The sequence below is a fragment of the Halomonas sp. KM072 genome, from assembly GCF_050710315.1.
Classification (GTDB): Bacteria; Pseudomonadota; Gammaproteobacteria; order Pseudomonadales; family Halomonadaceae; genus Vreelandella; species Vreelandella hamiltonii.
Genome location: NZ_CP136132.1, coordinates 684,445 through 697,512, shown reverse-complemented (window position 1 = coordinate 697,512; position 13,068 = coordinate 684,445). Strand labels below are relative to the sequence as shown.

Genomic DNA, 13,068 nt, shown 5'->3' with positions numbered 1-13,068 from the left:
CTGGGATGTGGGCAGCCAGGGAAAACTTCAACCCTGAGCGCCATTTGACAGCGTACTTATTGGTGGAACGTTACGGCCACAGTGTCGGCATGGGACGACCATTGACGCGCCAGACGCCGCGCACCACGTCGAATTGCAGCTCCCGGGTACCGAGGGGCAACCCCAGCCACAGGGCCGCTACGGTAGGGGCGTCGTGCCAGATGAAGTCGCCGTCGATACGTGCCCGCCAGCGCGCTTGCTCCTCGGGCTTGTTCAGCGAGACGACGCGCAATCTATCCAGCTGTCGACCGTCGAAAAACAGCGCCCCGTCTGCGGCAACTTGCAGGCCGAGCAGCGGGCTATCGAGCTCGATGGTGGTCACATCGAGCCGCGGAGAGTCGCTCAATACTTGCAGCAGATCAGGTTCCAGCCGCGCCAGCAGCCCTTCGGCCATGGGCAGCGCGGCATCCCCCCAGGCAGCTTCCTGGCGCAGCCGACGGATCACCTGTCGCACGGCATCACCGTTCAGCCGCGACAGTTCGGCCGCGACACGGCCGCTCAGCAGCGGTGTCTCCGGCGCTTCGCTGGGCACCAGCACCTCGCCCAGCACCAGCTCTCCCTGAATGCTCAGCTCGGTTTCATCCAGCGTCATCTGGCTGTAGAGATCCAGAGGGGTGATCTGGATATCGTAGGCGGGGTAGTGCATCGACAGGCGGTCGATGCGCAGGTGGTCACGCTGGGTGAAATGGTAGGCATCGTCGATGTAGGTATAGCGGCTTTCCAGGGTGGTGGGTCCCAGTGTCAATTGAGACAAGCCATCGGTCAGCGTCAACTGGTCGAACAATCCCCGCAGGCGCCAATCGCCAAACATGCCTTCCAGGCGAACCCGAGCCCCCCGAACATCCAGTTCCCGACCATTCTGCTGGATCACGAAGGGCGCCAGCGCCAAACGCAGCTCGGTGCGACCACTCAGCGTCTGATAGCGACCCTGCCAGCGCGGCACGGAGGGGGCAGATACATCGCCCACGGCCTTTTGCAGCACGCTGTCCAGGCGAGGCAACAGCGTGCCCTGCACATCGGTGGAGAGCAGGCCGTGGCGGGCGTGGTAGGTCAACTCCAGCCGCCAGGGGCGGCCCAGCAAGGGCGACAGCACGAGCTGACCACGGGAGGTCAACCAGCCCTGACGGCTATCCAGGCGCTCTACCCGCCATTCACCTCGGGCTTCCAGGTCTTCCAGCGCCTGACGCAGGCTCCGTTCGAACAGGATGCTCGATAGCAGTTGCGCGACCATCCATATCACGGCAATCACCGAGAGGATAGGCACGATCAGACGTTCCTTGCGCATGCTATCTCCTTGTATGGCCTCCTGACAAAGCGCAGCGCCTGCTATCGGGCGTCGACTAGTGGAGCCAGAACCATAAGTGCATGGTACTCCAAGCGTAGATGCCTGCCATGACGTCGTCGATCATGATGCCAAAGCCCCCCGCCACTCGGCGGTCGGCCCAACGGATGGGCCAGGGCTTGAACACATCGAAAATACGAAAGACGATGAACCCCCAGATGGCAGCTTCCCAGGAAAAGGGCACGGCGGCCATGGTGATCCAGTAACCGACGAACTCGTCCCAGACGATGCCGGAGTGGTCGTGCACCCCCAGGTCATGGGAGGTTTTATCGCATAGCCAGACACCGACGATGAAGGCCACGAACACGATACTGAGATACCAGACCAGCGGCAGGTCCGCCATCATCCAATAGAAGGGAATCGCCGCCAGCGTGCCGAAGGTGCCAGGCGCCCAGGGCACGGTGCCACTCCCCAGGCCAAAGGCGAAGAAGTGAGTGGGGCGTCGCCAGACGCTGGCCGGTGCACGGTTCATTGGACACCCCCACGAAAGTGCTGCCAGCCAGACTCGGCCAACGGCGCCACGCCGGTGATGCCAGGCGTATCGGTGCACTGGCCAATCACGCTGAGCGCGATCCCCTGCTCTGCCAGCCGTTGCCTGGCCAGGGAAACATGCGACGGGGGGAGCGTGACCAGCAGCTCGTAGTCGTCGCCTCCGGAAAGCGCTGCCCGCTGGGCTTCTTGCGCGCCCAGACAGGCTTCCAGCCCTTCCGCCAGCGGCAGTTGCTCTGCTTCCAGCGCAGCCCCCACCTGGGAAGCCTCACAAAGATGCGTGAGATCCGCCAGCAGGCCATCGGAGATATCCAGCGCCGCGCTGGCCAGGCCACGCAAGGCAACACCTGCCGCCAGGCGAGGCTGGGGCAACAGATAGCGCTGGAGCAACGGGTGCTGCATGTCTCTTTCACCCTGTTGCCACAGCGCTAGCCCGCCCGCACCACCGCCCAAAGCGCCCGTGACGGCAATCACATCGCCGGCACGAGCCCCGGAGCGGGTCAATGCTTCACCGGAGGGCACTTCTCCCATCACCGTCACGGCAATGCTCAGCGCTCCTGCGGTGACATCGCCCCCCGCCAGCGTGGTCTCATGCCGACGGCACAGGTCATGGAAGCCATCGGCATAGCCCGTTAGCCATGCCTCGGCAGCCGCACTGCCGGGGAACGCACGCTGGTCGAGGGTCAGCGCCATCAAGCACCAGCGGGAGCGTGCCCCCATGGCCGCCAGGTCGCTGAGCGCCACGGCCAGGGCGCGATGGCCGACCGCATGGGCAGGCGCATCATGGGGAAAGTGCACGTCTACCACGGAGGTATCCACACTGACCACGAGCTGCTGCCCCGATTGGGGCAGCAGTAAGGTGGCGTCATCGCCGCATCCCAGGGCAACGCCATCCGTCGCTTTCGCCTCCTGCGGCGACATGAAGAAACGTCGAATCAAATCAAATTCGGCAAGCACAAAGGCCCCTTAAACGCTTGATCAGGTCGCCCGCTTACAAGCGGCGGGCGCTGACTTCGGCACTTCGCAAGCGGTTGGCCAGCTTGTCGAGAATGCCATTCACGTACTTATGGCCGTCGGTGGCGCCAAACGATTTTGCCAGCTCAACGCCTTCGTTAATGACCACGCGGTAAGGCACTTCCATGCGGCGCGAGAGCTCGTAAGCGCCCAGGCGCAGAATGGCCAGTTCTACCGCGTCCAGGTCTTCCAGACGACGATCCAGCAGCGGTGCAATGTCACGATCCAGCTCGGCTTTGAAGCGCACCGTGTTATGCAGCAGCTCATGAAACAGCGCTTTGTCGGCGATTTCCATGACCTTGACCCAGTTCTCGTGGTCTTCCAGGTCGTCGTCCGCCTTCTGGCTACGAAACTCGGCTTCGATGGTCGAGATCGATTTGCCGGTCATGTGCCATTGATATAACCCTTGTACCGCCAACTCCCTTGCGGCGTGGCGTCCCTGCTGTGCCGCAGAGGACTTGCGCTCACGTCGCTCGCTCATTGGTCATCTCCTGCGGGCAGTGCGCGCAGCAGCGATACCATTTCCATGGCGGCCATGGCGGCTTCGGTGCCTTTATTGCCTGCTTTGGTGCCCGCTCGTTCGATGGCCTGTTCGATGGATTCCACGGTCAGCACGCCGTTGGCAACCGGCGTGTCGAACTCCAGCTGCAGGTGATTGATGGCCGTGTTGCAGCCACCCGCCACGTATTCGAAGTGCGGCGTGCCGCCACGAATGACCGCGCCCAGCGCGATGACGGCATCCGGCTTCATGACGCGGAGCACGCGCTTGACTGCCAACGGCAGTTCCCAGGCTCCCGGCACGTGCACGATATGGATTTGCTCGGCATCGACGCCGTGGCGGGTCAGGCTGTCCACTGCGCCTTCTACCAGGCTATCGACCACATGGTGGTTGAAACGCCCCACCACGATGACATAACGGCCATCTACGTCGACAAAAGTGCCTTCAACTTGCGAAAGGGATTGCATCGATTTATTCCTGCTGAGTAGTTGGCTCATACGCCGTGTCGTTGGGCCCCAGGCGCTCGACCACTTCAAGATCGAACCCGGAAAGCGCCGAGAATTTCCACGGGGAGCTGAGTAGCCGCATCTTGCCGACGCCCAGATGGCGCAGAATTTGCGAACCCGTACCAATGGTTAAATAGTTGCCGGCTCCGTCCGAGTCATTGGTACGCGGTTGGCGTACCCGATCCAGGAAGATGTCCAGCTGGTCTTTGAGATCCTGATGCGGACGTCCGTCATCGATCAGGACGAACACACCGGCGGGCGCTTCGGCGATTTCACGCAGGGCGCGGTGGGAATCCCAGCGGCACTGTTCGCCTTTCATCAGCCCCAGCACGTCGCGCAGCGTATCGGCCAAGTGTACACGAACCGTGGTGGGCTGCTCGGCGGTGGGCTGGCCTTTCACCAGCGCCAGGTGGTGAGCGCCCTGAATGCGGTCACGGAACACATGAAGCGTCAGCTCGCCATGCACCGTGGACACACGGCTGGTCTCGATGGCATCGACGGTCTGTTCGTTGACGATCCGGTAGTGGATCAAATCGGCAATGGTGCCGATCTTGATGCCATGGGCCTTGGCGAAGGCTTCCAGCTCGGGACGACGCGCCATGCTGCCATCGTCGTTCATGATTTCACAGATCACACCGCTGGGGTCGAGCCCTGCCAGCGCCGCCAGGTCGCAGGCCGCTTCGGTGTGCCCTGCCCGGCGCAGTACGCCACCCGGCTCGGCCATCAGCGGAAAGATATGACCCGGCTGCACGATATCCGTGGGCTTGGCATTGGGTGCGGCGGCGGCCTGCACCGTACGCGCACGGTCCGCGGCAGAGATGCCGGTGGTCACGCCTTCGGTCGCCTCGATGGACAGCGTGAACTTGGTGCCAAAACCGGACCCGTTGTCACGCACCATGAGCGGCAGGTTGAGCTGCTCGCAGCGTTCCCGGGTCATGGGCATGCAGATCAGACCGCAGGCGTAACGCGCCATGAAGTTGATATGCTCTGGCTTGACCAGTTCGGCCGCCATGATGATATCGCCTTCGTTTTCGCGATCCTCATCGTCCATGAGGATCACCATTTTGCCCTGGCGAATGTCTTCTACCAGCTCGGCGATAGGGGACAGGCCCTCAGAAGCGGAGTGCGCCATGGAATCTCCAAAAAAAGTGGTCGCATGGGATGCGATTTCGGGCGTCAGGGTACCTTGCTATGGCCGCTTGCGCTAGTCGATCACCGGGGTCGCGATAATCTGCCAGTCCTGGCCTACCTGGCGGGACTCCTTGATCACCAGGCGCTTTTGATCCGCCATTCGGGTGATCCCTGGCAGCTCGAACAGCGGGCGGGCGTCGCCTCCCAGCAGCGTGGGGGCGACGAACAGCTGCAACTCATCGACCAGCTGCGCATCCAGCAGCGCCCCGGCCAGCGTCGCACCGGTCTCTACCAACAGCTCGTTTACCTGCTCATTATCGGCTAACCAGCGCAGCATGTCAGCAAGCTCGACACGCCCGTCGGCGGCGCTGGGCAGGACCTGGATCTCGGCACCGGCCGCTTCCAGCCGCTGACGCTTGTCGGGGCTGTGCTGGTCGGTGGTGATGATCAGCGTGCGCCCCGGCTCGCGCAGGCAGGCCGCCGCCAGCGGCAGCCGCAACCGAGAATCCAGAATGACCCGCAGCGGTTGGCGCAGCACGATCTCATCGGCCTGGGGCAGCGCCAGCTGTTCGGCACGCACCGTCAGCCGCGCATCGTCCATGATCATGGACTCCACGCCACTGAGAATCGCGCTGGAGCGTGCTCGCAGGCGCTGCACCTGGGTGCGCGCCTGCGGGCCGGTGATCCACTGAGACTCTCCCGATCCCATGGCCGTTCGACCATCGAGGCTCATCGCCATTTTCAAGCGCACGAACGGTCGCCGTGACTGCATGCGCGACACGAACCCAGGATTGAGCGCCCGAGCATCCTGTTCCAGCAGGCCTACCTGGACCTCGATACCGGCAGCCTTCAAGTGGGCAATCCCCCGCCCACTCACTTGCGGATTGGGGTCTTCCATGGCCACCACCACGCGCCCGACACCGGCATTGGCCAGCGCCACGGCACAGGGGCCGGTACGCCCGGTATGGGAACAGGGCTCCAGCGTCACATAGGCCGTGCCCCCCCGGGCCTGCTCCCCAGCGGCTGCCAACGCATGCACTTCGGCATGAGGCTCACCGGCGCGCAGGTGGTAGCCTTCCCCCACCACCTGGCCCTCGGCCGAACGATCATAGCGAACGATGACGCACCCCACGCGCGGGTTGGGGTCCGTGGTATAGAGGCCCTGGCGAGCCAACTGCAAGGCGCGCGCCATGAACCCGTGGTCGGCAATCGAGAACAGGCTCATCACTTGACCTCGGAAGAGGCGGCACCGGAGGAAGCATCGTCACCCGGCTCTTGAGCCAACCGGTCGATTTCAGCCCGAAACTCTTCCAGATCCTGGAATTTGCGGTACACCGATGCAAAGCGAATGTACGCCACCTGATCCAGGCTACGCAGCGCCTTCATCACCGCCTCGCCCACTTCACGGGCATTCACCTCTCGATCGCCTCGTGCCCGCAAGGTCTGACGGATACGCTCCACGGCCGCCTCGATGGCTTCGGCACTTACTGGCCGTTTTTCCAGCGCCCGCAACATGCCTGCCCGCAGCTTGGCTTCATTGAAGGTCTCCCGGGAGCCATCCGACTTCACCACCCTGGGCATGATCAGCTCTGCCGTTTCGTACGTCGTGAAGCGCTCGTGGCAGCTTGCACACTGGCGGCGACGACGCACCTGATCACCTTCTGCCACCAGGCGTGAGTCCGTCACTCGTGTATCGTTTGCACCACAAAAAGGACAATGCATGGCAGTCAACCTATTGTCGGTACGCACCTGCAAGTGCGCTCAGCGTGTCAGCCCATGGATACCCGCCAGGCCAGCGGGCCTCCAGGTATCCACTGTTTTGTAAGCTATTTTAAGATCCATCCCAGGATCGTTGGGTAAACCGTCCCATTACCGCTTGTCATGCCTGCAAAAGCGGCAGAGGCATGACTTGTACGTCATTTCGCACACTATTCACCTATATTGTAACGATTTGGCACACAAGCTGCAGCGTTTGTCGAAGGTTGATTGAAAGGGAGGCATCCATGACGGTATTTGAGCTCAGGCTACAGCGTTACTTGACCCACCTGTACGGCGAGCGCGCAGGAGAGGTACAGCGACGCCTCGAACAGCACTTGGCCCACTTCCGGCCGCTACTCCCCTCCGCCCCCTCCACAGGCACGCCCAGCGACGGCGCACCAACATGGAGCGAAAAGGATCAGTGGGTCATCAGCTATGGTGACGCCATCGTGGCAGACGGCACGCCCCCACTGGGCGTACTGAACCACTTTCTGCAGCGCCACCTGGGGGAGACGATCAGCGGGGTGCACGTGCTGCCCTTTTTCCCCTGGAGCAGCGACGACGGTTTTTCGGTCATCCATTACCGGGAGGTCAACCCCGAACTGGGGGACTGGTCGCATATTCGTGACCTGGCCAGCCACTATGACGTGATGGGCGATCTGGTGCTCAACCATGTTTCCCGCGAATCGCTGTGGTTCGTGGATTATCTGACCGGCAGCCTGCCGGGGCGGGATTACTTTATCGAGGTGGACCCAGATACTGATGTTTCCCAGGTCACGCGGCCACGCAGCAGTCCGCTGCTCGTGCCTGTTTCCACCCGCCGGGGCACCCGCCACCTGTGGGCCACGTTTTCGGAAGACCAGATCGACCTGAATTTCGAGAATCCGGATGTCCTGCTGGAATTCGTCGGCATCCTGCTGTTTTACCTGCAGCAGGGAGTGCGAATCATCCGCCTCGATGCCGTGGCATTCCTATGGAAGCGGCTGGGCACGGCCTGTATTCACCTGCCCGAAACCCATACTGTGGTACGCCTGCTACGCGCCATCGTCGATGAGATCGCTCCCGGCACCTTGATCATCACCGAAACCAACGTGCCCCATGCCGAAAACATCAGCTATTTCGGCCTCGAACGCCTGGCGGAAGGCCCGCCGGACGAAGCGCACATGGTGTACCAGTTCGCGCTGCCCCCGCTGCTGCTGCACACCCTCACCCGTGGGGAGGCCAGCACGCTGCAAAGCTGGCTAGCCAGCCTGCCGGTGCTGCCTGAACACTGCACTTACCTCAACTTTACCGCCAGCCACGACGGCATCGGGGTGCGCCCGCTGGAGGGCCTGCTGCCGGATCACGAACGCGACGCCCTGCTGGAGCTGATGCATCGTTTCGGTGGTTTCGTCAGCATGCGCAGCAACCCGGACGGCAGCGACACACCCTACGAAATCAACATTACCTGGTTCGAGGCCATGCGCGGCACCCGGCGCGGCCCCGACCCTTGGCAAATTGCGCGCTTCCTGTGCAGTCAGGCCATCATGCTCAGCCTGCAAGGCATTCCTGCGCTTTACCTGCACACCTTGACCGGCACGCTCAACGATGTCGAAGGTGTCGAGCGCAGCGGTCGGCTGCGCTCCATCAACCGGCGTCGCTGGCCGCTGGACGAACTGGAGCTGCTGCTGGAAAGCCCCTCCACCCCCACCCACGATGTCTTCCATGCCCTGCGTCGGCTGCTGGACCTTCGCCGCCAGGAGCCCTGCTTTCATCCCAACGTTCCCCAGCAGGTCATCAGCACGCCCGCGGAGCTGCTGGCCATCGAGCGCGGCCCGCTGGCCAATGGCCGACGCTTGCTGGCCCTGTTCAACGTCACCGACCGCCGCGTCGCCCTCGACCAGGGCGGCGAGGCATTGACTCAGCGGCTGCAGCAGCACGCCTGGCAGCCGCTGGATACCTCGTCTTCGCTTCACCCGCCGGCACCCCTGCCTCCCTATGCCGTGCTCTGGCTGGTGGCTAACGCCTGACCCCTTGCGACATAACGTCTCAGGACAGGACAAGATAATCCTTTAATAATCCTGTCCTGCGACACTGTCCATCCAATTCTACGGTGGATACGTGAGCGTTTATGTTGCAACAAAGCCTGGCCATTGGCCCCATGGGGTTCAGCCTGCATCAGTTGATCATCGGTTTTGCCTTCTTACTCGCCCTGTTGGTAGGCGCCCTGCTGGGCAGGCGCCAGCAGGTTTCGGTCAGCGACACCCTGTTTACCCTGCTGATGGTCGCCCTGCTGGCGGCCAGGCTGGTGTTCGTCGTGCGTTACTGGGGGGAATACGACGGCCTGCTCGCGCGGCTGGATATTCGTGACGGTGGTTTTGATCTGCTGGCCGGTGCATTGGCCGGGATGGGGTATGGCGTCTGGGCACTGTGGCGCTCGCCGCGTCAACGCGCGCCGCTGGGCGCGGCCATGCTCACCGGCGGTCTGGTGTGGGGCGTGACGCTGGGCAGCACCCTGCTCATCGAACAGCAGACCCGGCCGCTGCCCACCACCCCGCTCAGCACCCTGGAAGACACTCCCATCAGCCTGCCGGAGCTGGCTCAGCAACAGGGCCAACCCATGGTAGTGAACCTGTGGGCCAGCTGGTGCCCGCCCTGCATTCGCGAAATGCCGGTCTTCGAAGCGGCTCAGCAGCAGGAGCAGGACGTGACGTTCGTGTTCGTCAATCAGGGGGAGAGTCTTCCACAGATCAACCGCTTCATGGCAGAACATGGCTTTCAGCTCGACAACGTCTGGCAAGACCCGCGCAATGCGCTGGGTCAAGTGACAGGTGCCCATGCCATGCCCACCACGCTTTATTATGACGCCCAGGGCCAATTGGTCAGCACCCATTTTGGCGAGCTTTCCCGGGCCACCCTGAACGATGGGCTATCACGTATTCGTTGAGCCTTCTACAGCGTGATCATGAGTTACCCGCTGCCGCAATAGCGGCCTATTTGAGGATAAAGTGATGCAACGGATGTTTCCCATTCAGACGGGCCGTCTGGCACTGCTGGCTGCGCTGAGCGGCTTTGCCATTACCAGTCAGGCCGATGCTCTACCCGCCCCGGTGCAAGCCTTGGCCGACCAAGGCATCAGCATTCACGGGCAGTTCGAGGCCCCCGGCGGCATGCGCGGCTATGGTGCCAGCGTGCAAGGCCAGGACATGGCCATCTACCTCACCGCCGACGGCGAACACGCCATTGTCGGCACACTGATGGACAGCGCGGGCAATGACCTGACCGAAGCGCAGCTGGACGAACATGTGCGCGTCCCGCTCGAAGCCGAAACCTGGCAACTGCTGGAAGAGAGCCACTGGATTCAGGACGGCAACTCGGACGCCCCCCGCGTGATTTACACCTTCACCGACGCCAACTGCCCTTACTGCCGCCAGCTATGGCAACAGACGCGCCCTTGGGTGGAAGCAGGCGAAGTTCAGTTACGCCACATCATGGTAGGCATTCTGGCGCCGAATAGCCCCGCCCTCGCCGCCACCCTCCTCGGTGCCGACGACCCCGCCGAGGCCCTGCACCGCCATAGCGACGGCGAATCCCTGAGCGCCAGTGCGCAACCTCGCGATATCGAAGAACAGGTCTATGCCAATAACCAGCTTTTCGATGAGCTGGGACTGTACGCCACCCCCACCAGCGCCTACCAACGCGAAACCGACACAGGCCTGCTACGCATCGACCGCATCCAGGGCATGCCCAACGAAGCCCGCCTTCTGGACATGATGGGTAGCGAAGCACCGTGAGCATCGAGGCCAGACTAGCCACCACGCCCAACGTGGCTGTGGCTTTTAGAGATTTCGTGTTGGGGTAATGACTTCGGCGCCACCGGGGCGGCTGGCGCCGCCTTCGCGCCGGGCCGCCGCTGCGGGTGCCTCTTTCGCTCGTTGCTCTCGCTCAATCGTTACGCCGCGCTACAGGGGTGCCGCGATTTAACGTGGTGACGTATTGGGGTGATGTGGGCGCATACCGTAGCGCGGTGTAAGCGGAGCGCACCCGCGAAGCAACGCGGAGAGCGTTGCCGATGAGGGCACCGGGGGTGGCGGTGGCATGTTGTCATTCGAGGATGCTGTGGGTGCTGTGGCGCCATCGAGGCGGCTGGCGCCGCCTCCGCGGGTGCCTCACTCGCTCGTTGCTCTCGCTCAATCGTTACGCCGCGCTACGGGGGTGCCGCGATTTGACGTGGTGACGTATCGGGGTGATGTGGGCGCATACCGTAGCGCGGCGTAAGCGGAGCGCACCCGCGAAGCAACGCGAGAGCGTTGCCGATGAGGGCACCGGGGGTGGCGGTGGTATGTTGTCATTCGAGGATGCTGTGGGTGCTGTGGCACCATCAGGGCGGCTGGCGCCGCCTCCGCGGGTGCCTCACTCGCTCGTTGCTCTCGCTCAATCGTTACGCCGCGCTACAGGGGTGCCGCGATTTGACGTGGTGACGTATTGGGATTGATGTTGGCGACATACCGTAGCGCGGCGTAAGCGGAGCGCACCCGCGAAGCAACGCGCCAGCGTTGCCGATGGAGCCAACGAACGTGGCGGCGGCCTCATCGTTACTGGCGGCAACCTCCCACCACACAGCCGCTACTCCTCCGAAAGGTGCTGAAAACGCGGGGCGCCGACGTTCCAAGGTTGGATGTTGCCGTTTTCGCCGTAGTTGTCGTGGTCGCCGAGGACGTGACCGTCATGCTCACGGGTGTGGCCGTAGAGCGAACGGTTGTGGAAGGTGGGGCCAAAGCGCTCGGCGGTTTCGGCGATATCGCCGGTGTAGCGTGGATCCTGGGGGCGCTCCTGACTACTGATGTAATAGGCGATGTCCCAGGCTTGCTGGCCGGTGAGCGAGCGTGGCTGGCCCAGCGGCATATTCTGATAGATGAAGCCTGCCATGGTTTCCACCCGAACAATGCCGGCCCCCCAGTTGTTGGAGCCATCGCCCCAGGGCGGTGGAAAGACGTATTCCCCGTTTTCGTAGTGGCCTGAGCCGTCGGACTGATGGCACAGAGCGCAATTTTCCAGGTAGGCCGTTTCCCCTCGGGCATAGCTGGGCGCTTCTTCATGCTCGGGGGCTGGAAAGCCTCGCCCATAGATGGGCTTGTCGGGGTACATGGGCGCCCCCGTGGCCAGCCACTGGTGGTAGGCGCTCAACGCCAGCATTTCATCGCTGCCATATGCCGGCGGTGTGCCGTTCATGGAGTAGGCAAAACATCCGGCAATGCGCTCTTCCAGATTGTTGACGTGCTGATTCTTGCCACGAAAATCCGGTAGCGTGATGGCGGCGGCCCATACCGGCGCGCTGAACGGCACACGCCCTTCTCCCAGGTGGCAGCTGGAGCAGTTCATATCGTTGTACACGTACTCACCGCGCAGCTGCTGGGTATCCGTGAACAGGTCGTAGCCGTAGCGAATGACTTTCTTTAGCTCCGGGTGCAGATCGGAGGCTTCCAGGTCGTCCATGGTGGGCGGCTCGTGGACCAGCATGTCCAGGGCGTCATCGGCACGCGGCTGCTGGGCCGACACCGCGCCTGCATAGAGCGCCAACGCGGCTGCCGAGGCCAGCAGGCCGCCCGACAAGGTGAACGTCAAGGTCGTTGGACGCGTCATCATTGGCTAGCCTCCTGCTGGCGTTGAGAGGGTTGAGCGGCGTACCAGGCCGAGACGGCGGCAATGTCGTCATCGTTCATGCGCTTGGCCACGGCGCCCATCAGATGTTGTGGATCGTTATGACGGGTATCGTTTTTCCATGCGTGCAATTGGGCACTGATATAGCCTGCATGCTGCCCGGCGATCCCGGGAAAGTCGCTGCCCACTCCGTAGCCGCCGGGCCCATGGCAGCTCTGGCACGACACGATGTAGGCATTCCAGTCGCCACGTTCGGCCAGCTGCTGGCCACGCGCCAGCAGGCTGTCTTCCACGTCGCCGCCTTGGCCTGGTGTCGCGGGCAGCTGGCTGTAATAGGCAGCCACATCGGCGATTTGCTGGTCATTGAGCATGTTGGCAAAGGTCAGCATGGTGGCGTTTTGCCGCTCACCGGACTGAAAGTCATGCAGTTGCTTGGCCAGATAGTCGGCATCCAGCCCCGCCAGGCGCGGCCAGGACTCGCCGCCCGGAATGTTCATGCCGCTGCCGTCTGCCTGGTGGCAGGCAACACAGGTGGCGGCGGCGGTTTGCCCCCGTTCCGGGTCTCCCGTCTGGGCCATGGCAGCACTTGCCAGCAGGCAGGCCCCCGCCAGCAGGCCGACGTGCGTCGATTGGATGTATGGCATTCTTCC

At 62.9% G+C, this 13,068-nt stretch carries 13 protein-coding genes; 3 read left to right on the top strand and 10 right to left on the bottom strand.

The features are described 5' to 3' along the window. Positions 1-70: 70 nt before the first annotated feature. The 8 genes from RVM26_RS03230 to nrdR form a co-directional block, all read right to left on the bottom strand. On the bottom strand, positions 71-1,324 hold the full coding sequence (locus RVM26_RS03230) for a YdgA family protein (RefSeq protein WP_498940750.1): 1,254 nt from the start codon (positions 1,322-1,324) through the stop codon (positions 71-73). 55 nt (positions 1,325-1,379) lie between these two features. Continuing rightward, complete coding sequence (locus RVM26_RS03225) at positions 1,380-1,853, bottom strand: phosphatidylglycerophosphatase A family protein (protein WP_039183688.1); 474 nt, start codon at positions 1,851-1,853, stop codon at positions 1,380-1,382. After that, positions 1,850-2,827 (bottom strand): thiamine-phosphate kinase, encoded by a 978-nt coding sequence (gene thiL, locus RVM26_RS03220; protein ID WP_287807762.1) that lies wholly within the window; start codon positions 2,825-2,827, stop codon positions 1,850-1,852. Before thiL ends, RVM26_RS03225 begins: the two co-directional genes overlap by 4 nt. A 34-nt stretch (positions 2,828-2,861) precedes the next feature. Then, complete coding sequence (gene nusB / locus RVM26_RS03215) at positions 2,862-3,365, bottom strand: transcription antitermination factor NusB (RefSeq protein ID WP_016913295.1); 504 nt, start codon at positions 3,363-3,365, stop codon at positions 2,862-2,864. Next, on the bottom strand, positions 3,362-3,850 hold the full coding sequence (ribH, locus tag RVM26_RS03210; RefSeq protein WP_039183684.1) for a 6,7-dimethyl-8-ribityllumazine synthase: 489 nt from the start codon (positions 3,848-3,850) through the stop codon (positions 3,362-3,364). Before ribH ends, nusB begins: the two co-directional genes overlap by 4 nt. Before the next feature lie 4 nt (positions 3,851-3,854). Next, entirely contained in the window at positions 3,855-5,021 is a 1,167-nt protein-coding gene (gene ribBA, locus RVM26_RS03205) for a bifunctional 3,4-dihydroxy-2-butanone-4-phosphate synthase/GTP cyclohydrolase II (RefSeq protein ID WP_287807766.1), read from the bottom strand. A gap of 72 nt (positions 5,022-5,093) precedes the next feature. Continuing rightward, the gene (gene ribD / locus RVM26_RS03200; protein WP_287807768.1) at positions 5,094-6,245 is read right to left on the bottom strand and encodes a bifunctional diaminohydroxyphosphoribosylaminopyrimidine deaminase/5-amino-6-(5-phosphoribosylamino)uracil reductase RibD; all 1,152 of its coding nucleotides are present in this window, start codon (positions 6,243-6,245) and stop codon (positions 5,094-5,096) included. Beyond that, positions 6,245-6,742 (bottom strand): transcriptional regulator NrdR, encoded by a 498-nt coding sequence (gene nrdR / locus RVM26_RS03195; protein ID WP_193461982.1) that lies wholly within the window; start codon positions 6,740-6,742, stop codon positions 6,245-6,247. The genes ribD and nrdR overlap by 1 nt, the downstream gene beginning before the upstream one ends. A 281-nt stretch (positions 6,743-7,023) precedes the next feature. On the opposite strand from nrdR, the gene RVM26_RS03190 reads away from it, so the two are divergent. From RVM26_RS03190 to dsbG, 3 genes are all read left to right on the top strand, one after another. Next, on the top strand, positions 7,024-8,787 hold the full coding sequence (locus RVM26_RS03190) for a sugar phosphorylase (RefSeq protein WP_287807770.1): 1,764 nt from the start codon (positions 7,024-7,026) through the stop codon (positions 8,785-8,787). A 101-nt stretch (positions 8,788-8,888) separates the two neighbouring features. Beyond that, on the top strand, positions 8,889-9,704 hold the full coding sequence (locus tag RVM26_RS03185; RefSeq protein ID WP_287807771.1) for a TlpA family protein disulfide reductase: 816 nt from the start codon (positions 8,889-8,891) through the stop codon (positions 9,702-9,704). Between the two features lie 64 nt (positions 9,705-9,768). Continuing rightward, on the top strand, positions 9,769-10,551 hold the full coding sequence (gene dsbG, locus RVM26_RS03180; RefSeq protein WP_498940745.1) for a thiol:disulfide interchange protein DsbG: 783 nt from the start codon (positions 9,769-9,771) through the stop codon (positions 10,549-10,551). An 832-nt stretch (positions 10,552-11,383) separates the two neighbouring features. On the opposite strand, the gene RVM26_RS03175 is transcribed toward dsbG, so the two are convergent. Both RVM26_RS03175 and RVM26_RS03170 read right to left on the bottom strand, forming a co-directional pair. Beyond that, complete coding sequence (locus RVM26_RS03175; RefSeq protein ID WP_167385723.1) at positions 11,384-12,403, bottom strand: c-type cytochrome; 1,020 nt, start codon at positions 12,401-12,403, stop codon at positions 11,384-11,386. After that, entirely contained in the window at positions 12,400-13,062 is a 663-nt protein-coding gene (locus tag RVM26_RS03170) for a c-type cytochrome (protein ID WP_498940743.1), read from the bottom strand. Before RVM26_RS03170 ends, RVM26_RS03175 begins: the two co-directional genes overlap by 4 nt. Positions 13,063-13,068 lie beyond the last annotated feature (6 nt).